Source organism: Rhizobium sp. 2YAF20 (assembly GCF_052114685.1).
In the GTDB taxonomy this organism is placed as follows: domain Bacteria; phylum Pseudomonadota; class Alphaproteobacteria; order Rhizobiales; family Rhizobiaceae; genus Rhizobium.
In genome coordinates this window covers 47,610-70,825 of the sequence record NZ_JBFRFF010000026.1, presented here as the reverse complement: position 1 = coordinate 70,825, position 23,216 = coordinate 47,610, and the positions used below count along the sequence as shown (strand labels likewise).

The window sequence follows — 23,216 nt, the reverse complement described above, 5'->3', positions numbered from 1 at the left end:
TACGTGCCAAGGACCTTTTCCACGAACCCCTTCTGCGCGAACGATGTCGAATGCGCGCCAAGCCTACCGATTGTCCTCCAGGATCATCGCCGCCGCCTTTTCGGCGATCATGATCGTCGGTGAATTTGTGTTGCCGGAGATAATCGACGGCATGACCGAGGCATCGGCGATACGCAGCTTGCCCAGCGCCCTGAATTTCAGCCTTGGATCGACCACGCTCTCCTTGTCGCTACCCATCCGGCAGGTGCCGACCGGATGAAAGATTGTCGTGCCGATGTCGCCTGCTGCCCGCTCCAGATCGGCATCGCTGCTGTAGGACAGGCCCGGCTTGTATTCCTCAGGCTTGAAACGCGCGAAAGACGGTTGCGACACGATCTTGCGCGTCAGCCGGATGGAGCGGATAGCAATGTCGCAGTCGCGCTGCGCGGTCAGATATCGAGGGCTGATGGTCGGCTGGGCCGCAAAATCGGGGCTGGCCAGATGCACCGAGCCTCTACTTTCCGGCCTCAGATTGCAGACGCTTGCTGTGATCGCCGGAAAGGCATGAATGGGGTCGCCGAACCTGTCGAGCGAAACCGGCTGCACGTGATATTGCAGGTCGGGTGTTTCCTTGTCAGGCCCGGAGCGGGTAAAAATTCCAAGCTGGCTCGGGGCCATCGCCATCGGCCCGGACCGATGCAAGAGATATTCAAGCCCGATCGCAGCCTTGCCGACCAGCGTGGTTGCTTTCTCGTTCAGGGTCGGCACTCCGGTCACCTTGTAGACCAGGCGCAGCTGAAGATGATCCTGAAGGTTCTCGCCGACGGCTTTGACTTCGCTTACCACATCGATACCAGCCCTTTGCAATACCTCGCCGCGCCCGAGGCCAGAGAGCTCAAGAATATGCGGCGAGCCGATCGAGCCGGCGGAAAGAATGGTCTCCCTTGCAGCATAAGCCCGTTTCGTGGCGCCGTCGTGCTGGTATTCGACGCCGCTGACTGTGCCGTCCTCGACAAGCAGCCGGCGCACCTGCGCCTTGATCAGAACGACCAGATTGCCGCGCTTCATGGCCGGGCGCAGAAAGGCCTTGGCCGTGTTCCAGCGGATGCCGGAGCGTTGGTTGACGTCAAAATAGCCCGAGCCTTCATTGTCGCCGCGGTTGAAATCCGGCGTTTCGGGGATACCCGCTTCCTTCGCGGCGGCTTGAAATGCGTCAAGCACAGCCCAGCGCACGCGCGCCTTCTCGATACGCCATTCGCCGCCAGCGCCGTGCATCTCGTCCTCACCCTGATAGTGATCCTCCGACTTGCGGAAATAAGCAAGCACGTCGTCCCAGCCCCAGCCGGCGCAGCCCATCTGCCGCCAGAGATCGTAGTCGCCGGCCTGGCCACGCATATAGATCATCCCGTTGATCGACGAACTGCCGCCAAGCACCTTGCCACGGGGATAGCCGAGCGATCGGCCGTTCAGCCCCTCTTCCGGTGCCGTAGTGAAGCACCAGTCGGTGCGCGGATTGTTGATGCAGTAGAGGTAGCCGACGGGAATGTGGATCCAGTGGTAATTGTCGCTGCCGCCCGCTTCCAGGAGCAGCACGCGGTTGTTGCGATCCTGCGAAAGCCGGTTGGCGAGCACGCAGCCCGCGCTGCCTGCGCCGATGATGATATAGTCGAAGCGATCCATGTTCATGCCACCCGGCCGCCTTCAACGACGATAGACGAATCCCAGCTTTCGCCCGAGCTGCGACGCGTAGAACTCGCCGATCACGCCGCGACGGAACAGCAGCACGCAGACCATAAAGACGACACCGGTGATGATCGTTACCGGAAACTCCGAGGTGGCAAGGTAGTTTTCGAGTGCGACGACCAGCCCGGCTCCGAAAAGCGGACCGATTAGAGTACCTATGCCGCCAAGCAGCGTCATCAAAATGACCTCGCCGGACATCTGCCAGGCGACATCCGTCAGCGTCGCGAACTGGAAGACGATCGACTTCAACGCGCCTGCGAGCCCGGCAAGCGCTGCCGACATGACGAAAGCACCAAGCTTGTAACGCGCGACTGAATAGCCGAGCGAGATCGCCCGCTGTTCGTTTTCACGGATCGATTTCAGGATCATGCCGAAAGGCGAATTGATGAAGCGCCAGATGATGATGACGCCGACGATGAAAACGGCAAGAACGAAATAGTACATGTTCGTCGAACTGCTAAGATCGATGAAGCCGAACAGATGCCCCCGTGGCACGGACTGAATTCCATCCTCGCCTTCGGTGAATTTTGCCTGCAGGCAGAAGAAATAGAACATCTGCGACAGCGACAGTGTCACCATCGCAAAATAGATCCCTTGCCGGCGAATGGCGACGAAGCCCATGACGAGGCCGAGAAAAGTCGCGCCAGCAACGCCGACGAGAATGCCGAGCTCTGGGGGAAATCCCCATTGCTTCACCGTATAAGCCGTGAAGTAGGCCGCACCACCGAAAAAGGTGGCGTGGCCGAAGGACAGCAGGCCGGTATAGCCGAGCAGCAGGTTGAATGCGCAGGCGAATAGCGCGAAGCACAGGAGCTTCATCAGGAAGATCGGATAGAAGAAGAAGGGCGCCAGCAACAGGAGCATAAGGCCGGCGATCAGGAAACCCGCCTGTACCGATAGGGCGGTTCGGCGTTTTCCCGTTCGGATCGTCTCGGTGATATCCGCCATCTTACGCATCCCGGCCGAAGAGGCCCGCAGGCCTGATGAGAAGCACGATCGCCATGATCACGAAGATGACGATATTGGAAGCTTCGGGGTAGAAAACCTTGGTCAGGCCCTCCGCAACACCAAGGACATAGCCGGTGATGATGGCACCCAGGATCGAGCCCATGCCGCCAACGACGACCACCGCGAAAACCACGATAATCATGTTCGAGCCCATCAGCGGCGACACCTGGTAGATAGGTGCAGCCAACACGCCCGCGAATGCGGCAAGGGCGGCCCCTAGCGCGTAGGTCAGCGTCAACAGCACCGGCACATTGACGCCGAAGGCCTGGACAAGGGTCGTATTCTCGGTGGCGGCACGCAAATAGGCGCCAAGCTTGGTCCTTTCGATCAGCAGCCATGTGCCGATACAGATGACGAGCGACACTGCAATCACCCAGCCCCGATAGATCGGCAGGAACATGAAGCCGAGATTTGCCCCACCGGCCAATCCCGCCGGCGTCGCATAGGGCTGGCCGGAAGAACCGTAGAGATAGCGGAACGTACCTTCGATCGTCAGCGCCATGCCGAATGTAAACAGCAGACCATAGAGTGGATCAAGCCCGTAGAGTCGGCGAAGGAACAGCCGCTCGACGACCGCGCCCAGCAGGCCGACGATGACGGGCGCAATGATCAACGACGGCCAGTACCCGATGCCCAACGTCGCCAGCAGCAGGTAGGCAACGAAGGCGCCGAGCATATAGAGAGCGCCGTGGGCGAAGTTGATAACGCGTAACAGGCCGAAGATGATGGCAAGGCCGAGGCTCAGCAGCGCATAGAACGAGCCATTGATGAGGCCGATCAGCAGCTGGCCGAGAAGCGCCTGAACGGGAATGCCGAAGATCGCCGTCATCGTCTCACACTCCCAATACCTTGTGCAGCGTATCCATTCGGCTCGCCAGCTCGCCAACCGGAAACTCGGAGACCATTTGTCCGTGATCCATCAGATAGAAGCGATCGGCGATGCGGCTTGCAAAGCGGAAATTCTGCTCGACCAGAAGAATGGTCATGCCCCGCTCCTTCAGCTTCTTCAGCACCTCGCCGATGCGCTGGACGATGACGGGCGCCAGGCCTTCGGTTGGCTCGTCGAGCAAGAGCATTTTCACGCCGGTACGAAGGATGCGCGCCATTGCCAACATCTGCTGCTCGCCGCCAGAAAGCTTTGTGCCGGAGCTGTTGCGCCGCTCATAGAGGTTAGGAAAAAGCCCATAGATCTCATCCACCGACATACCGCCGCTGGCAACGACCGGCGGCAGCATCAGGTTTTCGGAAACAGTCAATGTCGCGAAGATGCCGCGCTCTTCGGGAACGAAGCCGATGCCTTTATGCGCCGTCCTGTGCAGCGGTACCTGCATCATATCCGTGCCCGCGAAGGCGATCTTGCCCTTGCGGCTGCGGACAATGCCGACAATGGTGCGCAGGGTCGTCGTCTTGCCGACGCCGTTGCGGCCGAGGATGGTGATCGTTTCGCCCTCTGCGACGTGCATGTCGACGCCGTGTAGGACGTGGCTTTCACCGTACCAGGCATTGAGGCCCTGGATGTCAAGAAGCGTGCCCATCAGCCCTCCTCCATGCCCATATAGGCCTCACGCACGCGGGGATCGGCGCTGACCGTCGCATAGTCGCCCTCCGCCAGAATTTCGCCGCGTTGAAGGACCGTCACATGCCGGCAGATATTGGCAACGACGGAGAGATTGTGCTCAACCATCAGCACGGCGCGCTCGCGAGCGACCTCGCGGATGATCCCGGACACGACGCTGACATCCTCCTGCCCCATGCCGGCCATCGGCTCATCGAGAAGCAGCACCTTCGGATCAAGGGCCAGCGTCGTTGCAATTTCAAGCACGCGCTTGCGACCATAGGACAGATCCGCCGCGAGTTGGTCACGCTCCTTCGTCAGCCCGACGGAGGCCAGAAGCTGCTCGGCGCGTTCATTCAGCCGGTCGAGCGCCGAGATCGGTCGCCAGAACTGCGTGGAGAGATTGTTCGGCCGCTGAAGCGCGACACGCACATTGTCGCGCACCGTCAGATGCGGGAACACGGCCGAGATCTGAAACGAGCGCACCAGCCCCATGCGCGCCACCTTGTCGGGCGAAGTGCGGGTGATATCAGCGCCGTTCAGCGTGATCGTACCGGCGGTCGGTTGCAGGAATTTGGTCAGCAGATTGAAAACCGTCGTCTTGCCGGCGCCGTTCGGCCCGATCAGCGCATGCACGCTTGCGTCATGCACATCGAGATCGACATTCTTGACGGCCGTGAAGCCGCCGAAATCGCGGCGAAGGCCTCGGGCGGAAAGCACCACCCGTGGCTTGCCTTCAGCATCGTTTGTCGAGACCGTCATGGTCTCCTACTTTACCAGATCGCAGCCGCTCTTGGCTGGATCGATATAGGCTTCCTTGCCGGGGATCGTGGCGAGAACGTTGAAATAATCCCACGCTTCCTTGCTTTCGGCGGGCTTCTTCACCTGCAGCAGGTACATGTCATGGATCATGCGTCCGTTAGCGCCGACCGTGCCGCCCCGTCCGAAGACGTCATCGACAGGCATGGAATGAAGCTCCTTGGCGACGGCCTCTGTATCGTCGGTTCCAGCCTTCTGGACGGCCTTCAGATATTGCATCACCGCCGAATAGGTGCCGGCGTGGATCATGTTGGGCATCTTGCCGGTGCGCTCGAAGAAGCGCTTGCCAAACTTGCGGCTTTCGTCGTCGCGGTTCCAGTAGTAGCCCTCCGTCAGCGTCAGCCCTTGTGCTGCCTCCAGGCCGAGGCCATGGACTTCGGCAAGCGTAAACAGCAGCGCAGCCAGATGCTGGCCGCCTTGGGTGATGCCGAATTCGGACGCCTGCTTGATGGCGTTTGCGGTATCGAGGCCGGCATTGGCAAGGCCGATGACTTTGGCGCCGGAAGACTGCGCCTGCAGCAGGAAGGATGAGAAGTCCTGGGTGGACAGCGGATGCCGGACCGACCCGAGAACCTTGCCGCCGCTCGATTTCACGAAATCGCTTGTCTGTTGCTCTAGCGAATAGCCGAAGGCATAGTCGGCCGTCAGGAAGAACCAGGTGTCGCCGCCCTGCTTGACGAGCGCGCCACCGGTGCCGACAGCCAGGGCATGCGTATCATAGGCCCAGTGAAAGCCATAGGGCGAGCATGCCTTGCCGGTGAGATCGGTCGTAGCCGCTCCGGTGACAATATCGATCTTCTTCTTTTCCTTGGCGATCGCCTGGACGGCAAGGGCCACCGACGACGTCGTCAGCTCCATGATCGCATCGACCTGCCCGGTGTCATACCACTGGCGAGCAATATTCGAGGCAATGTCCGGTTTGTTCTGGTGGTCTGCATCGACGATCTCGATCGGGACGCCCAGCACTTTGCCGCCGAAATCCTCGACAGCCATCTTCGCAGCCTCGACGGAAGACTTGCCGCCGAAATCGGCATAGACACCGGATTGGTCGTTCAGGATACCAATCTTCACCTTGCCGTCGGACGCACCGTCGGCAAGGACCGCCGTGCTGCTTGCAAGCAGGAATGCCAGGCACGCGATCAGTTTGCTTCGCATATTGTCTCCTCCCAGAGGTCGGCCAGATTGCGGGGTCTGCTCGAATTTGCCGGCTGCCCTCCTCAAGGCAGCAAGCCCGGTTCCTACGATCACGGAAATCCCGCGTTGAAGCAAGTCGGTTTGCAACTAATATCAAATAATAGCTGCCCGTCGTTGAACAGAGCTTCCGATTGGCAGGACACCTGGGATGATCCGCGGATTTTTCCAGCGGTCGCCGGCGGTTCTTTTTGGCGGTGAGTATAAGGTGCCCAAGCAATCCGCCGGAGATTGAGACAACCCGCATAAGCCTCGCGACAGCTTATGATGCCACTGCTTTATGAATGGGTCGGGGCTTCACAGGTGCTGACCGTTTCCTCTTAGAAGCAGTCCGGGGCGGCCTTGCATGAACAACGAGAAGATTTTTGTAACGAAGCCCAGCCTGCCGCCACTCGAGGAATTCATCCCTTCGCTGGAAGCGATCTGGAGCAATCGTGTCCTCACCAATGGCGGCCCGTTTCACCAGCAGCTGGAGCAGGCGCTGTGCGAGCATCTCGGCGTAAAGCATATCAGCCTCTTTTCCAACGCCACCGTCGCCCTGCTTACGGCGCTTCAGGCGCTTCGCATTACCGGCGAAGTCATAACCACGCCTTATTCCTTCGTGGCAACCTCGCACTCGCTTCTCTGGAACGGCATCAAACCGGTCTTCGTCGACATAGACCCCGTCACACTCAATCTTGACCCGGCAAAGATCGAAGCCGCGATCACGCAGCAGACGACGGCGATCATGCCGGTCCACTGCTATGGTCATCCCTGCGATGTCGATGCTATCCAGAGAATTGCAGATCTGTACAACCTCAAAGTCATCTATGATGCCGCCCATGCATTCGGTGTCGAGGACGAGCGTGGGAGCGTGCTCAACCACGGCGACCTTTCCGTCCTCAGTTTCCATGCAACAAAGGTTTTCAACACGTTCGAGGGGGGCGCCATCATCTGTCCCGATATCAAGACGAAGACTCGCATCGATCAGCTGAAGAACTTCGGCTACGTTGATGAAGTCACGGTGGTGGCACCGGGCACCAACGGCAAGATGAGCGAGTTCAACGCCGCTCTTGGCTTGCTGCAGCTCAAGTACATCAAACTTGTCCTTGAAAGGCGCGAGGCGATCGATCAAGCCTATCGCGAACGGCTTAGCGGTGTCGCTGGGATCGAGTGCCTCAGCATTTCAAGTGAGACCGTTTCCAATTTCTCCTATTTCCCGATCCTCGTTCGGCCGGACTACCCGATTGCGCGCGATGCACTTTACGAGTTCCTGAAAGAAAATGGCATCCATCCGCGCCGCTATTTTTATCCGCTGATTTCAAGCTTCTCGATGTACCGCAGCCTTCCGTCTGCGCAGCCATCGAACCTGCCGGTAGCAACTGAGGCTGCACTGCAGGTGCTTTGCCTGCCGATCTATCCAGATATGGAGATGGAGATCGTCGACAAGGTCTGCACGCTGATCGCTTTGCGGGGTGAATAAATGAAACTGGCTATCATGCAGCCGTATTTCTTTCCTTACATTGGCTACTTCCAGCTAATTCATGCGGTCGACAGATTCATCGTCTACGACAATATCAAATATACGAAGAAGGGTTGGATCAACAGAAACCGCATGTTGCGCGACGGCAAGGATGTTATATTCACTTTGCCATTGAAGGCCGCGCCCGACAGTCTGGATATATGCGAACGCAGTTTGTCGGCCGACTTCGATCGCAACAAGCTGCTCAATCAACTGCACGGCGCCTATCGTCGCGCACCATTCTTTTCGGATGCTTTCCCGGTACTTGAGCAGGCTATACGCTTTCCGAACGATAATCTGTTTTCCTTTGTCTTCAACTCGATTACTGGAATCTGCGACTACCTTGATATCAAGACGGAGTTCACGATTTCCTCTGAGATGGCGATAGACCACAACCTCAAGGGGCAGGCGAAGGTTCTGGCACTTTGTGAGAAGGCGAGTGCGGATGTCTATGTGAATGCTATAGGCGGTATCGAACTCTATCCCCGCGATGCCTTCGCCGCGCGCGACATCGAGCTGAAGTTCGTTAAATCGAAGCCTGTGGAATATGTCCAGTTCGGCGCTGAGTTCGTGCCTTGGCTATCGATAGCCGATGTCATCATGTTTAACTCAGCTAATGAGATTCAGGAGAACATGCTTGGTGAATACGAGCTTGTTTAGCGCCAGCTGCCGCCAAGAGCGCCACGCCTGGCAGTTTGGCCAATTAAGAAGATAAAATCGGTGATGCAATGTTCAAATGGAAAAAGCTCGGCAAGGTCTTTACGCCGCAGGATGTCACGGATCGACCATGGCTTAAGGAGTTTGCCCAGGCGCCGGCAACGCTGATTTTCGACGACTTTGTTCGCATCTACTTTTCCTGCCGTCCGCCTGCGGACACGTCCGGGCAATATGTTTCGCGCTCAGCTTATATCGACGTAGATCGGGCGGACTTGTTCAAGATCAGGCGGATTAGCGAGCGTCCGGTGCTGGAATTGGGTGGGCTGGGCGAATTCGATCAGTTCGGCACCTACCCGATCTCCGTGGCGAGGGATGGCGACGTTGTTCGGGGCTACTATGCCGGTTGGACCCGTTGCGAGTCGGTGCCCTTCAACGTCGGCATAGGTCTGGCATTGAGTACAGATGAAGGCCGGACCTTTTCGAAGGCAGGCCGTGGACCGGTGGTGCCATACTCCCCCGACGAACCATTTGTCTTGAGCGGTCCGAAGATCCGGCGCTTTGGCGACACCTGGTACCTGTTTTATATTGCGGGCTCCAAGTGGATCATGGCCGACGGGCGCGCCGAGCCGGTGTATAAAATACGGCTCGCCAGGTCTGACGACGGAGTTCATTGGACCAAGTTGAATAGAAACCTGATCGAGGATGTCGTCGAAGCCGACGAGGCGCAGGCGAGCCCCGATGTGACCTTTGCCGACGGGATATACCACATGTTCTTCTGCTATCGGTACAGCACGAACTATCGCGGCAAGGAAAAGGGATACCGGATCGGTTACGCATCGAGTGACGACCTCATCAATTGGCGGCGTGACGATGCAAAGGCGGGGCTCACCGTATCTGAAACGGGCTGGGACGATGAGATGGTCAGCTATCCGCATGTCTTCGAGTTGGATGGCAAAACCTATATGGCCTATCTCGGCAATCAGGTCGGTCGCAATGGCTTCGGCCTTGCGGTACTTGACGGAAAGCTCGGTGATGCATGACCAAGATGCGATGGAAGAAGTTGGGCAAAATCTTCGACCCCACGCAGCATCAGCTGCCTGAAAGCTGCGTCGATTTTGCACAGTCGCCACAGGCGCTCGTTTTCGACAATTTTATACGTATCTACTTTTCGACCCGTGCAACGGACACCAACGGCAAGTATCTGAGCCACGTCGCTTTCGTCGACATGGACCCGACTTTGCGGCGAACCATTCGCGTCTCCGAAAGGCCAGTCATCGAGCTTGGCAGGCTCGGCTGCTTTGACGAGCATGGTATCTTCCCCATGAACGTGATGCGGCACGAGGGGCGGATTTACGGCTACACATGCGGCTGGAATCGAAGGGTCGCGGTATCGGTTGATACTGCAATTGGGCTCGCCATTAGTGATGATGACGGATTGTCGTTCAAGAGGATCGGTGACGGGCCGGTCCTGTCGGCGTCTCTCAACGAGCCATGCCTGGTCGGCGATGGCTTCGTGAAGTTGATCAACGGTGTCTTTCACATGTGGTACATTTTCGGGACGGGATGGAAGATCTATTCCCAGGGCGCTCCGCCGGACCGCACCTATAAAATTGGGCATGCAACCTCCCCGGATGGCATCAACTGGCACAAGGAGGAGGGTGCACAGATCATCCAGGATCGGCTAGGCGTCGACGAGAGCCAGGCACTGCCTACCGTTATCGAGATCGATGGGCGCTTCCATATGTTCTTCTGCTACCGGCAATCGTCGGATTTCCGTGCGAACAAGAACCGCGGCTATCAAATCGGCCATGCCTATTCGGACGATCTCGTTAACTGGTCGCGCGATGACGCTGAACTGGGAATTGAAGGAACAGAAGGAGAATGGGACTCCGACATGCTGTGTTATCCGCATGTTTTTGAGTCAAACGGTGCCATCTATCTTCTTTACAACGGAAACCAATTTGGCCGACACGGATTCGGAGCTGCTATATTGGAACGTACTGCGTGAGCCCTCGCTGGGGCCGCAATCTCGCTTCGGCAAGCGATATCGCCCGTCATTTGAACGAGTGTGGGGGCGACTTTGCTGCCTCCCTCCGTGCGCGCATGGATATTGTCGGTTATGCGCAGAAAATCTTGCTCAATGCCGAATGCTTTGAGGCATGGTCTGGCGACAGTTTGGTCGGGCTTCTGGCCATGTATTGCAACAGCCCCGAGCAGAAGTCTGCATTCATTACGAATGTAAGCGTGCTCGAGGAATGGCGCGGCCGGGGAATAGCGGGCGCGCTGATCGAGCAGAGCATGAGCTGCGCCCGGCAGAAGCAATTTCAAACGATATGCCTTGAGGTCGAGGCAGGGAACCTGGCCGCGGTTGCGGCCTATGGGAAATATGGATTTGTAGCGTCAGACGGTGGGCAATCCACGCTCACTATGACGCGCGATTTGGGGGTGGAAGATGGCCGAGAACAAGCGTGACTATAATAGCGAAATGAAGGATGCGAGCGACCATCGTTACGCTTACAACTTCGATTTCGACGTAATGCATCACTACATGCTTAAGTCATTCGTTCCGTTTTTTCGCAAAGGGAGCGTACTTGAACTCGGAAGCTTCCGAGGTGACTTTACGAAGAGGCTAGTCCCGTATTTCGACGATATTACCTGTGTGGAGGCGTCCGATGAAGCAATAGCGGCAGCGCGGAGCGAACTTGGCGACGGTTTGACTTTCATCAATGATGTGTTCGAAGACGTGAAGCTTCCCAAGCGCTACGACAATATCGTGCTAACACATGTCCTCGAGCATTTGGACGATCCAGTCCGCGTGCTCAAGCGCATCAATGACGAATGGCTGTCGGAAGGCGGCAGGTTTTTCCTGGTTTGTCCGAATGCGAACGCCCCATCTCGTCAGATTGCAGTTAAGATGGGCCTGGTAAGCCACAATTCCGCGATAACGCGAGCGGAGTTGGAACACGGCCATCGTATCACCTACTCATTGGATACCTTGGAGCGCGATGCGAGATTGGCCGGGCTGAACGTTGTGCACCGTTCCGGCATTTTCTTCAAAGCTCTGGCAAATTTCCAATGGGATCGCCTGCTTCAGACAGACATCATTTCCACTGAATATCTGGAGGGTTGCTACCAATTGGGGCAGGTTTATCCCGATCTCTGCTCAAGTATCTTTCTCATGTGCGAAGCTGGCGGAACGCGGTAGGCCACGCTTTGCCAAACTCGATCTTTGAATTTTAAGGATGCCCGATGCCACGCGTATCAATCTGTATTCCGGCATACAAGGCCGACTATTTCGAGCTATGCCTTCGAAGCGCGATCGCTCAGAGCTTCACCGATGTTGAAATCCTGGTGTCGGATGATTGTCAGACTGATGAAATCCAGGCGATATGCCAGAAATACGACCGGTTTGTCCAATATAGCCGCAATCCGAATCCCGGGCCCGAGAGCAATGTGCGCAGGCTGGTGGAAATCGCGAACGGCGAATATATCAAATTCCTATTCGACGATGACGTGCTGCATCCCTTTTGCGTGCAGTTCCTGTGGGAGGCGCTCGATTCGACAAAGCATGGAAATACACGCGTCTCGTTTTCACCTCGATACCTAATTGACGAGCAAAATCATTCGACAGGCTTGATCAACCACTTTAGCGCTTCTGGAGACAGCCTCAAGATAGTGTCCGGCCGCGATTTCCTGCGATTGACAGCGCTCAACCACCTGAATCTCGTCGGCGAGTACACGACGGCGATGTTCAGGAGAGAAGACGCATTCGATGACGAGGGGCGCTTCCGATTGTACAAAATGGAAGGCGATCTCTTCCCTGGTTTGATTGATTTATCTGCATGGGTGGAATTGGCCCAACTCGGCGATTTCGTCATTCATCCCACGCCGCTTTCGTATTTCAGGCGACACGCGAACGCCACGTCGAACCCGCAGATCAACTCGAAATTCATCTACGCGATCACCTATTATGAGGATGTGTTAAATCTTTCATTTGAAAGGGGATATTTGTCTGCAAACGACCTGCCAACGGCATATCGCAATTTGCTGAACGTCTATCGGAACTGGCGGGGTTCATACCCTCAACTGGATGCCAGAATCGCGCAGATAGAAAATGCGTTGAGGTGACGGTGAGCGCGGCGCGCCACCTTGCCGACGAGCGTTCGAGGATCCGGCAAGGCATGGTATTCATTTCGATTTACTGGTATTGGTTGTGCAGGGACAAGGACGGGAGTGTCGCAACCAGCGCCTAGCGCCGGGAGGAGACTTCAATGAATCACGACCATTATTCCGACGACTACCTGGCCGGCCTTCTTTCTTCAGTCAAAAATGTTGCCGTCGTTGGCGCCTCGGTCAAGGACGACCGGCCGAGCCACTGGATCTGCGGGTTCTTGCTCGGCAAGGGCTACCACGTTTTCCCCGTCAATCCCGCCTATGAGGGCCAGACCCTCATGGGGCAGAAGGTCTATGCGCATCTCGACGATATCCCTGAACACATCGACATGGTCGACGTCTTCCGGCCGGCGCAAGATTTCGCCGGTGTGGTTGATGAGGTCCTTGCCCTTTCCGACAGACCGGAGGTGATCTGGGCCCAACTGACCGTTCGCGACGACACCGCCGCCCAAAAGGCTGAAGATGCAGGTCTGAAGGTCGTCATGGACAGGGCGCTTGCGGTCGAATATGCGCTCGTGCGACGTGCCCATCGTCAGGGGCCGGCGCAGCTGGATATCGCCTGACCTGTCGAGCATCTTCGAACGGATTCCGTCAGACCGGTTGCTCAATAGACCCGAAAGCGCCCGCCAGGAGGCGGGCGCACCGGTCTTGCTTGTCACGAGCGAACTATGACTTGAAGAACGCCAGCAGATCGGCGTTGATGATATCGGCGTGCGTTGTGGCCATGCCGTGGGGGAAGCCCTTGTAGATCTTCAGCGTCCCCTTCTTCAGCAGCTTGGCAGAAAGTGGGGCAGAGTCGGCAATCGGGACAATCTGGTCGTCGTCGCCATGCATGACGAGTACCGGCACATCGATCTTCTTCAAATCCTCGGTGAAATCGGTCTCTGAGAATGCCTTGATGCAGTCATAATGCGCCTTGGTGCCGCCCATCATGCCCTGACGCCACCAGTTGTCGATCACACCTTGCGAAACCTTCGCGTCGGGGCGGTTGAAGCCGTAGAACGGGCCGGACGGTATGTCGTAGTAGAACTGCGCACGGTTGGCGGCAAGGGCTGCACGGAAACCGTCGAACACTTCGATCGCCAGTCCGCCGGGATTCTTCTCTGACTTGACCATGACGGGCGGCACCGCACCGATCAGCACGGCCTTGGCGACGCGGCCGTTGCCGCCATGCTGTGCCACGTAGCGGGCAACTTCACCGCCACCGGTCGAGTGGCCGACATGAATGGCGCCCTTGAGGTCGAGATGGGCGGCCAGCTCCGCCATATCGGCAGAATAGGTATCCATGTCGTTGCCCGTCGCTGTTTGGCTTGAGCGGCCATGGCCGCGGCGATCATGCGCGATAACCCGGAAGCCTTTGTCCAAAAAGAACAGCATCTGCGCGTCCCAGTCATCTGCGCTCAACGGCCAGCCGTGATGGAAGACGATCGGTTGTCCCGTTCCCCAGTCCTTGTAGTAAATCTGTGTGCCGTCCTTGGTGGTGATCGTGTTGCTGCTCATGGTTTCCTTGCCTTTCGAATGTGATTTGGTGGAAGCTTGGGCGGATTGCACAAAAGGCAAGGTCGCCGCAGCAGCGGCAATACCGAGCCCGGCAGTCATCACGCCGCGGCGGGTAGCCTGATTGTTCGACTGGCTCATTTCGATCTCCCTTTGATCACTATCGCAATATTTGTTATCGCGATATTGATATCCGTAGAGCTACTTTAGCGCCTTGTCTACCAAAAACTGTTATCGCGATATTCTTTTTCGTGATATGAAGGTACTGTGAACGCTACAAGGAGAACTAAAATGCCCGGCGCCGGAGCCTTCCCGTTGGATAGCCAACTCTGCTTCTCGCTCTATGCAGCCAGCATTGCGATCAACCGTACTTATAAGCCGATGTTGGACGCGATGGGTATTACCTATCCGCAGTATCTGGTGCTGACCGTGTTGGGTGAGGAAGACGGCATGACGATCGGGGCGATCGCCGACCGACTGTGCCTGGAGTCGAGCACCGTAACCCCGCCCGTAAAGCGTCTGGAGCAGGCGGGCCTTGTTGAGCGCCGGCGCAGCAAGCTCGACGAACGTCAGGTCCACGCCTGGCTGACCGATGCCGGCCGAGCACTGCTTGTCGAGAGCAATTGCCTGGGCGAGACACTGATGCAGCGCTCTCGCATGACACTGGAGCAATTCCAGGGACTGAACCAGCAGATCAACACTTTGCGAAGCGCACTGGACGACAGTCTCGATGATCGGAAGGCTGCCCGTCCGCACGTCGGCTGAATCTGCCCGGCGGTCCTGCCGCGCGCCGCGGCGTACCGGTTAAAGGACATCGACAGGCCGGGATTCTCGCGCAGCGTCTTGCCTTGGTATTCTTCGCGAAAGCGGTCTCGCCGCCGCAGCTCCGGCAAGACCAGTTCGACGAAGTCATTCAGGCTCGCGGGCAATCGGCAACCCATTCGGCATGAGGCTGTCACCCATGTCTTGGGGACAAACTGTTTCATATGTCTCGGGAATGGTCAGCGCGAAATCACCCTGTCGACCGCGGCCACCCCATCGTCGCCATCCCTTGCCCGACCCGAATTAGGGCGACGCTACCGTCATGAAGTCCCTTTTCAGCCGTCTTGTCATGGTTGTGTTGCTATACAGCATTTACTATCGGCTACATAAAAGAAGCGACACACATGGCGTAGAATATTCGCATTCCAGAGGCAGACAGTCTTGCTCGCAGGCTGGCCGAGATCGACGGCGTCAGCATGACGGATGCCGTCATTGGCGCGTTTAGGGAAATTCTGCGCGCCCGCACCCAGCGCGAGACGCCGACCGAGACGGCCCGCCGCATCCTCGAAAAGCGCGGCCTGTCCTTTGCCGGCAACCGCAAGCCCGTCCCGCCCGACGCCTATCATGATCTTGACCACGATCTAATGGGCCGAGAACGCGGATGTTCGTTGATGCCCGCGCTATCGTTTCGATGATGTCTGGAGAAGACAGCGCGGCGGCTTATGAAGCAGCCCTGTCCGGCGCCGACAAGCCGATCACCTCGACGCTTGCCGCCTGGGAAGCGATCATCGTACTTTCCCCTCCGGACCAGCTCAATTGCAGCTACAGTGATGCAGAGGGCGCCGTGGTCGGATTGCTGCAAGTCCGCAACATCGCGTTGCGCGATCCGCCTATTCCTCGTCGCGTGCTCGGCTACGCCGTCGCCGTCGCTGAGAAGCATGGCATCGGCAAGCGCTATCTCAGCAATTTCGATTGCTTCCACTACGCCTACGCCAAGGCGATGCGCCAACCCTTGCTGACGCTCGATCAACTGCTGCGGGATACCGACATCGAGGTTCTGCCGTGACCTCCGCTCTGCCGCGCAGTCGGATCAGAAGTGAGGCGCCGTCGAACTCCCGCTGATCGAGGTTCATCGGGTCTCGGTTCGCCTTGCTATCCTGCAGTTTCTCAAATGACAGATGGACGCCCAGGCCGAGCTTGCTGAGCTTAAACAGTGTAAGGACCTGTCATCGATGATGATGTGGAGCGCTGTATCGGCGTTCCGAGTGACTGCTGAAGCTCTAATCGCAGCGGCATGAAAGTTCAGTTGCCGGTGAGCGGCAAGGTGCCCCCGTTGACATCTTAGTCACGTCGTCAGCCATCACGCATAGACATTGTCGACTGGCTATCGCCCGATGTCATAACGACGTTTGAACTTTTTCCACTCTTCGATGCAGAGACAAAATTTCGGCTATACAGCTAACATGTTAGTCTGTATACACTGACAACATATCTGGGAGGAATGGAACTTGCCGCAGAAATTTGGCCTATCGGTCGCGCTCACGACGCCCTTCGACAGCAACGGCGATATCGCCATTGGTCCGATGATCAAGCAGGCCAAACTGAGCCTTGCCTGCGGATGTTCGAGCGTTACGCTATTCGGCACCACCGGCGAGGGATCCTCGATCGGCACGCAGGAGCGCGAGCAAGTGCTCGATCGCTTCCTGGATTTGGGGATTGCAGCAAACCGCATCATCGTGGGCATCATGGCGGATTCTGTCGAAGACGCCGCCGCCCAAGCCGGATTGGCGCTTTCCAAGGGCGTGCGCAATGTCCTGCTGGCACCGCCCTTCTACTTCAAGAACGTCAGCGACGAGGGCCTGTTTCGCTGGTTTTCGGCTGTGCTTATGCGCTTGGCGGAAAAGGCGCGCGACATCATCGTCTACAATATTCCCTCCGTCACAATGGTGCCGCTCTCTGTGGCGCTGATCGGCAGGCTACGCATTGCGTTCCCCGGCATCGTCACCGGGGTCAAAGATTCTTCCGGCGATTGGCCCTTCACGGAGGCATTGTTGAAGGCCCATAGCGATCTCATCATCCTGATCGGCGATGAACGCCATTTGGCCAAGGGCGTTCGATTGGGCGGCCAGGGCGCGATCTCCGGGATGGCGAATTTCGTACCCCATGAAGTCCGGCTCATGGCTGAAGAAGGAAAGGATGATCCGCGCGTCGAGGATTTTGTCCTGGAATTGTTGAAGTTTCCCGTGACGGCGGCGGTTAAGGTCATGGTGGCGGAACTCTCCGAAGATGAAATCTGGCTTGCAGTTCGCCCGCCGCTGGTTTCGATATCCGGCGAAGGACGAAATCATCTTGCCGGCGCATTCAATGCGCTTTTCAGAACCAAGGCAGCTTAGGCGAACCGGACAGGGAGAGAGGCGAATGGACGGCGTGAACGGGCAGCCGACGTTGCGGGAAAAGGCCTATGCAAGCTTTACCCACCATCTGCTTGCTCGCGATGTACGGCCCGGAGAATTCGTCTCGCAGCGCAGGCTTGTAGAGCTGACTGGCTTGCCGCTCGGCGCCATCCGCGAGCTGATCCCGCGGCTGGAGGCCGAGGGCCTGATCAAGACCGTGCCGCAGCGCGGTCTGCAGATTGCCCATATCGATCTCAATTTGATCCGCGAAGCGTTTCAGCTCCGCATCTTTTTCGAGAAGGAAGCCGTCGCGCTCTTCACACATTCGGCTTCGGACGAAACGATTGCCGGGCTCTTGAAACAACACCGCGATATCGCCGACGCTATCGGGGCCGGCGATACGTCGCCGGAACTTGAAGTCCATGCACAATCGGTCGATTGGGGCATGCACGATGCCTTCATCGACGCGCTCGGCAATACCATTATTTCGAACGCCTACCGCGTCAATTCGATCAAGATGCGGCTGATCAGCCAGGATAGATTCCGGATCAACGGACATGTCGGGCCAGTAATGAACGAGCACCTGCAGGTGCTTGAGGCAATCCAAAGACGTTCCGCGGAAGATGCTGTCGCATCTCTGGTTTCGCACATCAACGGGGCAAGAGACCGCGCATTGAAAATTTGAATGAAGCAGGCCGCAAATGAGGAGATTTTCGGCCAAAGGAGGAGGAACAACATGTCATCGTCATTCATCAATCCAACACGCCGCCATTTCATGGCGGGCACTTCAGCCTTGGGGGCGGCAGGCCTGCTCGGCGTACGCACGGCTTCGGCGGCGGTCGACTGGAAGCGTTTTTCAGGGACGACGCTAGAAGTCAACCTGATCAAGAGCCCGCGTAGCGAAACGATCCTCAAGAACCTTGCAGAATTCGAGGCGCTGACCGGCATCAAGGTGAATGCCGAAGCGACGCCGGAACAGCAGCAGCGCCAGAAGACAACGATCGAGCTCAGCTCGGGAAAACCGAGCTTCGATGTGGTGCATCTGAGCTATCACGTCCAGAAGCGTCAGTTCGAAAAGGGCGGCTGGCTTGCCGACATTAGCGGCTTCCTGAAAGATCCTTCCCTGACTGACCCATCGCTGACGGAGAGCGATTTTGCGGAAGCGGGATTGACGTTCGCCAAGGATTCAAACGGCGTTCTGCGCTCCCTGCCCTTCTCAGTCGATTACTGGATCGTCTACTGGAACAAGACGCTCTTCGAAAAGAAGGGGCTGTCCTACCCGGCCGACTTCGACGACATGGCACAGGCCGCGGAGGCCCTGACCGATCCGTCGGCCAAGACCTACGGGTTCGTCGCTCGCGGCCTGAAGAATGCAAATACGCCGGTATGGACGACGCTGATGCTCGGGCACGGCACGACGCCGCTTGGGCCTGACGGGAAATTGCGCACGACGTCCGACGAAGCGATTGCGGCGGCCAAACTCTACCAGCGGCTGATGACCAAGTCAGCACCTCCCGGCGTTTCTGGTTTCAACTGGGCCGAATCCCAGTCGGCCTTCCTTCAAGGCAAGATCGGCATGTGGCTCGATGGTGTTGGCTTTGCTCCGCCCATTGAAAACCCCGAAAAATCCCGCGTCGTCGGCCAGGTCGGCTATGGCATCATGCCGAAAGGCCCAAAAGCGCAAGCCGCGGCAACCACCGGCGACGGTATCGGCGTCGTGGCCGCCAGCACCAAGAAGGAAGCGGCATACCTCTTCTGCCAATGGGTCATATCGCACGAAATGGGTGCTCGGCTGTTGCAGGCGGGCGCAGGCGTGCCGTTCCGCCAATCCATCCTTGAAGATCAGAAGGTTCGGGCGGGCGTTACCATGCCGAGCGCGTGGCTTGATGCCGTGGTAGGCTCAGGCAAGGTGTCGCAGCTGGCGTTGCCTGTCATCATCCCGGTCACCGAGTTCCGCGACATTTATGGCGTCGGTCTCACCAATATGATCGGTGGCGCGGACCCTGCAAGCGAACTGAAGAACGCAACCGCGCAGTTTGAGCCAGTGCTTGCACGAAGCGAGGGGTAATGGCGTCCGTGAGCATCGAGAATACCACGGTAACCGCCGCCAAGAAGAGGAGCAGGCCCAGAGGGCTTGCTCCCAACTATTGGCCCTTCGTCATCCCGGCCCTGGTGGTGATCGCCGCGGTCATCGTTTTTCCGTGGGTCTTTACCCTATGGATGAGCGTGAACAGCTGGACGCTCGGACAATCCCAGAGTTTCGCAGGCCTTGCGAACTATGCCCGGCTGGCCACGGACGTGCGGTTCTGGGAAGCGCTATGGCATACGGTGCTCTATACGGGGCTATCGGTCATCGCGCCGGTTTTTCTGGGGATGCTCGCCGCCCTGATATTCGATGCGCAGTTCCCATTGCGTGGTTTGCTCCGCGGTATTTTTGTCATGCCAATGATGGCAACGCCCGTGGCGATCGCGCTCGTCTGGACCATGATGTTTCATCCGCAGCTCGGAGTGCTGAACTATCTCCTATCCTTCGTCGGCATCGGCCCGCAGGAGTGGATCTACAATCAGTTCAGTGTGATCCCGTCGCTCGTCCTGGTCGAGACCTGGCAATGGACGCCGCTTGTCATGCTGATCGTGCTCGGCGGGCTGGCCGCCGTCCCGCGCGAACCTTATGAAAGCGCCGAGATCGACGGTGCCAATGCCTGGCAAAAGTTCCGTTATCTCACCCTACCGATGATCGCACCGTTCCTGATGATCGCGGTCATCATTCGCAGCATCGATGCAGTCAAGAGCTTCGATATCATCTATGCGATGACGCAGGGCGGACCGGGAACGGCCTCAGAGACGATCAACATCTATCTCTATAACACCGCCTTTTCCTACTACGACATCGGCTACGGCTCGGCCATGGCAGTCATCTTTTTCGTCCTCATCGTCGCGCTCTCCTTCGTCCTCCTGATGGCGAGACAGCGCGCGAACTGGTCGGACATGGAGACACGATGATGAAACGCAAGACGCTCGACAAGATCGGTCTTTTCTTCGTGGCGCTGGTGATGATTTCGCCGGTGGTCCTGTTCTTCCTGTGGATGATCTCGCTCTCGCTGAAATACGAGATCGACAACGGCGCCTACCCGCCGATCTTTATTCCCGAGCGTTTCGCCTGGTCGAACTACGTCAAGGTTTTCGAAGAAAACAACTTTTTCCTCTATTTCTGGAATTCCATTCTGGTGACCGGAACCGCGACATTGCTTGCCCTGTTGATCGGCGTTCCGGCAGGCTATGGCATCGCGCGGCTGAAGGCGGAAAAGTCGGCCGTCGTCATCATGATCGCCCGCATGACACCCGGCCTCTCCTTCCTCATTCCTCTGTTCCTGCTCTTCCAATGGCTGAATCTTTTGGGAACCCTCTGGCCGCAGATCATCATCCATCTCGTCGTGACGGTCCCGATCGTCGTCTGGATCATGATCGGCTATTTCGAGACGACGCCGATGGAACTGGAGGAAGCAGCAAGCATTGACGGCGCGACGCCCTGGCAGGTCTTCCGGCTGGTGGCGCTGCCAATCGCCAAGCCGGGGATCGTCGTCGCCTTCATCCTCTCGGTCATCTTCTCGTGGAACAATTTCGTCTTCGGCATCGTGCTTGCCAGCCGCGAGACGCGTACCTTGCCGGTTGCCGTCTACAACATGTTATCCTTCGAGCAGGTGAGCTGGGGGCCGCTGGCGGCCGCCGCGCTGATCGTGACACTGCCGGTGCTCGTGCTCACAATATTTGCCCAGAAGCAGATCGTTGCCGGCCTGACCGCCGGCGCCGTCAAAGGCGGCTGAATTCCCTTTCGAACAGGATCCAACCATGGCACCCGTGAACATACAAAACATCCAGAAGCGCTTCGGCCAGGTAAAGGTCATCCATGATATCAGCGTCGATATCGCCGATGGCGAATTCGTGGTCCTCGTCGGCCCGTCGGGCTGCGGCAAATCCACGTTGCTGCGCATGATCGCCGGCCTGGAGGAGGTTAGCGATGGCGAGATCCGTATCGGCGCACGCGAGGTCAGCAACCTGCCGGCACGTGATCGCGATATCGCCATGGTGTTTCAGAACTATGCCCTCTACCCGCATATGACCGTTGCCCAAAACCTGGGCTTTGCGCTGAAGCTGAAGAAAGCTAGCCCCTCGGAAATCTCAGCCAAAGTGGAGAAGGCGGCCGGCATTCTCGGTCTCGAAACGCTGCTCGAGCGCTTTCCGCGCCAGCTCTCCGGCGGACAGCGCCAGCGCGTGGCGATGGGCCGTGCGCTGGTGCGCGATCCGCAGGTCTTCCTCTTCGACGAGCCGCTCTCCAACCTTGATGCCAAGCTTCGCGTGCAAATGCGCGCCGAGATCAAATCCATGCATCAGCGCGTCGGCACGACGACGATCTATGTGACGCATGACCAGGTCGAGGCAATGACGATGGCCGACAAGATCGTCGTCCTTCACGGCGGCCTGATCGAGCAAATCGGCGCGCCGCTCGACCTTTATGATCACCCGGCCAATCTCTTCGTTGCCGGCTTCATCGGCTCGCCGGCGATGAATTTCATCGACGGGAAGATCGAAGAAGGCGCATTCCGCAGCGACCAGGGCCTTATCCTGCCTCTTCCAGAAGGGCTGCCGATCTCGCAATATGGTGGCCAGCCGCTGGTCTACGGTATCAGGCCCGAACATATTCGCGTGGCGACCGGCGGCATTTCGGGACGGGTCGAGATTGTCGAGGGCACCGGATCGGAGATTTATGCCAAGCTCGATTGTGGCGGCCAGGAAATATCCTGCCTCTTTCGCGAACGGCTAGACATCCGCTTCGACGATACGGTCGGCATTGCCATCGACGCGGCCAACGTGCATCTGTTCGACAAGACAAATGGCAAGCGGCTTTGATGGTATCTCCAGCATTCGATCCGCCGGCAGGCGCACCAAGACACATCCTCTGCGTCGGGGCGGCCGTTCTCGACACGCTGTTTCGCGTCCATCGGCTGCCGTCGGGCCAGGGAAAGGTGCTGCCCTACGAGATGTTGCAGATCGCCGAGGGGATGGCGTCAAGTGCTGCCTACGCGATCGTGCGCCTTGGCGGCAAGGCAAGCCTGTGGGGCTCTGTGGGCTGCGACGCGACCGGGGAGCGGATTGTTCACGATCTTAGTGCCGACGGGATCATCACCGATGGCATGCTGCGCGTTCAGGGAGCGCGCTCGGCGCTTTCGACGATCCTGGTCGATGACGACGGCGAACGGCTGATCGTACCGTTTTACGATCCCAAACTGCATGAAACGGTGAAAACAGTCACACCGGAAGATATCGCGACTGTTGACGCCGTCCTGGTAGACGTTCGTTGGCCAGCGCTTGCGCTGAAGGTCCTGCACGCAGCAAAAGATGCCGGCAAGCCCGCCATTCTCGACGCCGATGTCGCTCCCGACGGCGTTATCGAGCGACTGGCACCGGCGGCAAGCCATATTGTGTTTTCCGAGCCGGCAGCACAGCGGCTCACCGGTGCCAACGATGTCGCGGAGATGGTCCGGCGTCTGAACCAGAGGTTCAACCATTCGTTCATAAGCGTGACCGCCGGCGGCGCCGGTAGCTACTGGTTTGACGACGACAGCGGCAAGGTCGAGCATTGGCCTGCACTAGCCATCGAGGCCGTCGACACGCTTGCCGCAGGCGATATTTTCCATGGCGCATTCGCTCTTGCCATCGCGGAGGGCAAGACGCCCAAACATGCCATCTACCTTTCCTCCATTGCCGCCGCTCTCAAATGCGAAGTGTTCGGCGGCCGCTCAGGCGCGCCGACACGATCGCAAGTCATCGCTCGAGCAGTAAGGTGGTGCGATCCATCGCCACCCCCAGTGTTGCTTGGCATTTAAACCGGGTCTTCCTCATATGTGGAACGGTCCGGTTAGCAAGGGATCAATTACGC

25 protein-coding genes and 1 pseudogene are annotated in these 23,216 nt (G+C 57.9%); 18 read left to right on the top strand and 8 right to left on the bottom strand.

Annotation, left to right across the window (positions count from 1 at the left end; genetic code table 11):
• Nucleotides 1-63: 63 nt before the first annotated feature.
• Genes AB4Z52_RS24445 through AB4Z52_RS24420 form a run of 6 tightly spaced genes read right to left on the bottom strand, consistent with a single transcriptional unit; the run spans nt 64 to nt 6,259 of the window.
• On the bottom strand, nt 64-1,659 hold the full coding sequence (locus tag AB4Z52_RS24445) for a GMC family oxidoreductase (protein WP_442220508.1): 1,596 nt from the start codon (nt 1,657-1,659) through the stop codon (nt 64-66).
• 21 nt (nt 1,660-1,680) lie between these two features.
• Nucleotides 1,681-2,670: a branched-chain amino acid ABC transporter permease gene (locus tag AB4Z52_RS24440; RefSeq protein ID WP_442220489.1), complete on the bottom strand. Its 990-nt coding sequence runs from the start codon at nt 2,668-2,670 to the stop codon at nt 1,681-1,683.
• A 1-nt stretch (nt 2,671) separates the two neighbouring features.
• On the bottom strand, nt 2,672-3,559 hold the full coding sequence (locus AB4Z52_RS24435; protein ID WP_442220488.1) for a branched-chain amino acid ABC transporter permease: 888 nt from the start codon (nt 3,557-3,559) through the stop codon (nt 2,672-2,674).
• Nucleotides 3,560-3,563: 4 nt separating this feature from the next.
• Entirely contained in the window at nt 3,564-4,265 is a 702-nt protein-coding gene (locus AB4Z52_RS24430) for an ABC transporter ATP-binding protein (protein ID WP_442220487.1), read from the bottom strand.
• Nucleotides 4,265-5,047, bottom strand: a complete 783-nt coding sequence (locus tag AB4Z52_RS24425; RefSeq protein WP_442220486.1) for an ABC transporter ATP-binding protein — start codon at nt 5,045-5,047, stop codon at nt 4,265-4,267. The genes AB4Z52_RS24430 and AB4Z52_RS24425 overlap by 1 nt, the downstream gene beginning before the upstream one ends.
• Nucleotides 5,048-5,053: 6 nt before the next feature.
• The gene (locus AB4Z52_RS24420) at nt 5,054-6,259 is read right to left on the bottom strand and encodes an ABC transporter substrate-binding protein (RefSeq protein ID WP_442220485.1); all 1,206 of its coding nucleotides are present in this window, start codon (nt 6,257-6,259) and stop codon (nt 5,054-5,056) included.
• A gap of 382 nt (nt 6,260-6,641) precedes the next feature.
• On the opposite strand from AB4Z52_RS24420, the gene AB4Z52_RS24415 reads away from it, so the two are divergent.
• The 8 genes from AB4Z52_RS24415 to AB4Z52_RS24380 all read left to right on the top strand — a co-directional run bounded on the left by AB4Z52_RS24415 (nt 6,642) and on the right by AB4Z52_RS24380 (nt 13,189).
• Nucleotides 6,642-7,757 (top strand): DegT/DnrJ/EryC1/StrS family aminotransferase, encoded by a 1,116-nt coding sequence (locus AB4Z52_RS24415; protein WP_442220484.1) that lies wholly within the window; start codon nt 6,642-6,644, stop codon nt 7,755-7,757.
• Complete coding sequence (locus AB4Z52_RS24410) at nt 7,758-8,456, top strand: WbqC family protein (RefSeq protein WP_442220483.1); 699 nt, start codon at nt 7,758-7,760, stop codon at nt 8,454-8,456.
• Between the two features lie 68 nt (nt 8,457-8,524).
• On the top strand, nt 8,525-9,493 hold the full coding sequence (locus tag AB4Z52_RS24405) for a glycosylase (RefSeq protein WP_442220482.1): 969 nt from the start codon (nt 8,525-8,527) through the stop codon (nt 9,491-9,493).
• The gene (locus tag AB4Z52_RS24400; protein ID WP_442220481.1) at nt 9,490-10,461 is read left to right on the top strand and encodes a hypothetical protein; all 972 of its coding nucleotides are present in this window, start codon (nt 9,490-9,492) and stop codon (nt 10,459-10,461) included. The genes AB4Z52_RS24405 and AB4Z52_RS24400 overlap by 4 nt, the downstream gene beginning before the upstream one ends.
• A gap of 95 nt (nt 10,462-10,556) precedes the next feature.
• The gene (locus AB4Z52_RS24395) at nt 10,557-10,925 is read left to right on the top strand and encodes a GNAT family N-acetyltransferase (protein WP_442220480.1); all 369 of its coding nucleotides are present in this window, start codon (nt 10,557-10,559) and stop codon (nt 10,923-10,925) included.
• Nucleotides 10,906-11,658 (top strand): class I SAM-dependent methyltransferase, encoded by a 753-nt coding sequence (locus AB4Z52_RS24390; protein ID WP_442220479.1) that lies wholly within the window; start codon nt 10,906-10,908, stop codon nt 11,656-11,658. Before AB4Z52_RS24395 ends, AB4Z52_RS24390 begins: the two co-directional genes overlap by 20 nt.
• A 44-nt stretch (nt 11,659-11,702) precedes the next feature.
• On the top strand, nt 11,703-12,581 hold the full coding sequence (locus AB4Z52_RS24385; protein WP_442220478.1) for a glycosyltransferase family 2 protein: 879 nt from the start codon (nt 11,703-11,705) through the stop codon (nt 12,579-12,581).
• A gap of 143 nt (nt 12,582-12,724) precedes the next feature.
• Nucleotides 12,725-13,189, top strand: coding sequence for a CoA-binding protein (locus AB4Z52_RS24380; protein WP_442220477.1), 465 nt, complete (start codon nt 12,725-12,727; stop codon nt 13,187-13,189).
• A gap of 103 nt (nt 13,190-13,292) precedes the next feature.
• Here the strand turns inward: AB4Z52_RS24380 and AB4Z52_RS24375 are convergent, their stop codons facing one another.
• Nucleotides 13,293-14,126, bottom strand: coding sequence for an alpha/beta fold hydrolase (locus tag AB4Z52_RS24375; RefSeq protein WP_442220507.1), 834 nt, complete (start codon nt 14,124-14,126; stop codon nt 13,293-13,295).
• A 288-nt stretch (nt 14,127-14,414) separates the two neighbouring features.
• On the opposite strand from AB4Z52_RS24375, the gene AB4Z52_RS24370 reads away from it, so the two are divergent.
• Complete coding sequence (locus AB4Z52_RS24370) at nt 14,415-14,888, top strand: MarR family winged helix-turn-helix transcriptional regulator (protein WP_442220476.1); 474 nt, start codon at nt 14,415-14,417, stop codon at nt 14,886-14,888.
• A gap of 20 nt (nt 14,889-14,908) precedes the next feature.
• Here AB4Z52_RS24370 and AB4Z52_RS24365 read toward each other — a convergent pair.
• Nucleotides 14,909-15,052, bottom strand: a pseudogene (locus AB4Z52_RS24365) (nitrilotriacetate monooxygenase); the annotation flags it as partial.
• A 249-nt stretch (nt 15,053-15,301) separates the two neighbouring features.
• Here AB4Z52_RS24365 and AB4Z52_RS24360 point away from each other — a divergent pair.
• From AB4Z52_RS24360 to AB4Z52_RS24320, 9 genes are all read left to right on the top strand, one after another.
• Nucleotides 15,302-15,580 carry a type II toxin-antitoxin system VapB family antitoxin gene (locus AB4Z52_RS24360; RefSeq protein WP_442220506.1) on the top strand — a complete coding sequence of 93 codons (279 nt, stop codon included), beginning with the start codon at nt 15,302-15,304 and terminating at the stop codon, nt 15,578-15,580.
• Nucleotides 15,547-15,951, top strand: a complete 405-nt coding sequence (locus tag AB4Z52_RS24355; protein ID WP_442220475.1) for a type II toxin-antitoxin system VapC family toxin — start codon at nt 15,547-15,549, stop codon at nt 15,949-15,951. Before AB4Z52_RS24360 ends, AB4Z52_RS24355 begins: the two co-directional genes overlap by 34 nt.
• A 442-nt stretch (nt 15,952-16,393) precedes the next feature.
• Nucleotides 16,394-17,278 (top strand): dihydrodipicolinate synthase family protein, encoded by an 885-nt coding sequence (locus AB4Z52_RS24350; RefSeq protein WP_442220474.1) that lies wholly within the window; start codon nt 16,394-16,396, stop codon nt 17,276-17,278.
• 25 nt (nt 17,279-17,303) lie between these two features.
• The gene (locus tag AB4Z52_RS24345; RefSeq protein ID WP_442220473.1) at nt 17,304-17,963 is read left to right on the top strand and encodes a GntR family transcriptional regulator; all 660 of its coding nucleotides are present in this window, start codon (nt 17,304-17,306) and stop codon (nt 17,961-17,963) included.
• 51 nt (nt 17,964-18,014) lie between these two features.
• The gene (locus AB4Z52_RS24340; protein ID WP_442220472.1) at nt 18,015-19,346 is read left to right on the top strand and encodes an ABC transporter substrate-binding protein; all 1,332 of its coding nucleotides are present in this window, start codon (nt 18,015-18,017) and stop codon (nt 19,344-19,346) included.
• Entirely contained in the window at nt 19,346-20,281 is a 936-nt protein-coding gene (locus AB4Z52_RS24335; RefSeq protein ID WP_442220471.1) for a carbohydrate ABC transporter permease, read from the top strand. Before AB4Z52_RS24340 ends, AB4Z52_RS24335 begins: the two co-directional genes overlap by 1 nt.
• Entirely contained in the window at nt 20,281-21,102 is an 822-nt protein-coding gene (locus AB4Z52_RS24330; RefSeq protein WP_442220505.1) for a carbohydrate ABC transporter permease, read from the top strand. Before AB4Z52_RS24335 ends, AB4Z52_RS24330 begins: the two co-directional genes overlap by 1 nt.
• Nucleotides 21,103-21,127: 25 nt before the next feature.
• Complete coding sequence (locus tag AB4Z52_RS24325) at nt 21,128-22,186, top strand: ABC transporter ATP-binding protein (RefSeq protein WP_442220470.1); 1,059 nt, start codon at nt 21,128-21,130, stop codon at nt 22,184-22,186.
• Nucleotides 22,186-23,163 (top strand): sugar kinase, encoded by a 978-nt coding sequence (locus AB4Z52_RS24320; RefSeq protein WP_442220469.1) that lies wholly within the window; start codon nt 22,186-22,188, stop codon nt 23,161-23,163. Before AB4Z52_RS24325 ends, AB4Z52_RS24320 begins: the two co-directional genes overlap by 1 nt.
• Nucleotides 23,164-23,216 lie beyond the last annotated feature (53 nt).

Coding starts and splice junctions, on each gene's coding strand:
- AB4Z52_RS24420 (WP_442220485.1), bottom strand. CDS start 6,259: ATGCGAAGCAAACTGATCGCGTGCCTGGCATTCCTGCTTGCAAGCAGC.
- AB4Z52_RS24380 (WP_442220477.1), top strand. CDS start 12,725: ATGAATCACGACCATTATTCCGACGACTACCTGGCCGGCCTTCTTTCT.
- AB4Z52_RS24335 (WP_442220471.1), top strand. CDS start 19,346: ATGGCGTCCGTGAGCATCGAGAATACCACGGTAACCGCCGCCAAGAAG.
- AB4Z52_RS24320 (WP_442220469.1), top strand. CDS start 22,186: ATGGTATCTCCAGCATTCGATCCGCCGGCAGGCGCACCAAGACACATC.
- AB4Z52_RS24425 (WP_442220486.1), bottom strand. CDS start 5,047: ATGACGGTCTCGACAAACGATGCTGAAGGCAAGCCACGGGTGGTGCTT.
- AB4Z52_RS24405 (WP_442220482.1), top strand. CDS start 8,525: ATGTTCAAATGGAAAAAGCTCGGCAAGGTCTTTACGCCGCAGGATGTC.
- AB4Z52_RS24415 (WP_442220484.1), top strand. CDS start 6,642: ATGAACAACGAGAAGATTTTTGTAACGAAGCCCAGCCTGCCGCCACTC.
- AB4Z52_RS24435 (WP_442220488.1), bottom strand. CDS start 3,559: ATGACGGCGATCTTCGGCATTCCCGTTCAGGCGCTTCTCGGCCAGCTG.
- AB4Z52_RS24445 (WP_442220508.1), bottom strand. CDS start 1,659: ATGGATCGCTTCGACTATATCATCATCGGCGCAGGCAGCGCGGGCTGC.
- AB4Z52_RS24440 (WP_442220489.1), bottom strand. CDS start 2,670: ATGGCGGATATCACCGAGACGATCCGAACGGGAAAACGCCGAACCGCC.
- AB4Z52_RS24370 (WP_442220476.1), top strand. CDS start 14,415: ATGCCCGGCGCCGGAGCCTTCCCGTTGGATAGCCAACTCTGCTTCTCG.
- AB4Z52_RS24410 (WP_442220483.1), top strand. CDS start 7,758: ATGAAACTGGCTATCATGCAGCCGTATTTCTTTCCTTACATTGGCTAC.
- AB4Z52_RS24390 (WP_442220479.1), top strand. CDS start 10,906: ATGGCCGAGAACAAGCGTGACTATAATAGCGAAATGAAGGATGCGAGC.
- AB4Z52_RS24385 (WP_442220478.1), top strand. CDS start 11,703: ATGCCACGCGTATCAATCTGTATTCCGGCATACAAGGCCGACTATTTC.
- AB4Z52_RS24355 (WP_442220475.1), top strand. CDS start 15,547: ATGTTCGTTGATGCCCGCGCTATCGTTTCGATGATGTCTGGAGAAGAC.
- AB4Z52_RS24395 (WP_442220480.1), top strand. CDS start 10,557: ATGGATATTGTCGGTTATGCGCAGAAAATCTTGCTCAATGCCGAATGC.
- AB4Z52_RS24400 (WP_442220481.1), top strand. CDS start 9,490: ATGACCAAGATGCGATGGAAGAAGTTGGGCAAAATCTTCGACCCCACG.
- AB4Z52_RS24430 (WP_442220487.1), bottom strand. CDS start 4,265: ATGGGCACGCTTCTTGACATCCAGGGCCTCAATGCCTGGTACGGTGAA.
- AB4Z52_RS24345 (WP_442220473.1), top strand. CDS start 17,304: ATGGACGGCGTGAACGGGCAGCCGACGTTGCGGGAAAAGGCCTATGCA.
- AB4Z52_RS24330 (WP_442220505.1), top strand. CDS start 20,281: ATGAAACGCAAGACGCTCGACAAGATCGGTCTTTTCTTCGTGGCGCTG.
- AB4Z52_RS24375 (WP_442220507.1), bottom strand. CDS start 14,126: ATGAGCAGCAACACGATCACCACCAAGGACGGCACACAGATTTACTAC.
- AB4Z52_RS24340 (WP_442220472.1), top strand. CDS start 18,015: ATGTCATCGTCATTCATCAATCCAACACGCCGCCATTTCATGGCGGGC.
- AB4Z52_RS24325 (WP_442220470.1), top strand. CDS start 21,128: ATGGCACCCGTGAACATACAAAACATCCAGAAGCGCTTCGGCCAGGTA.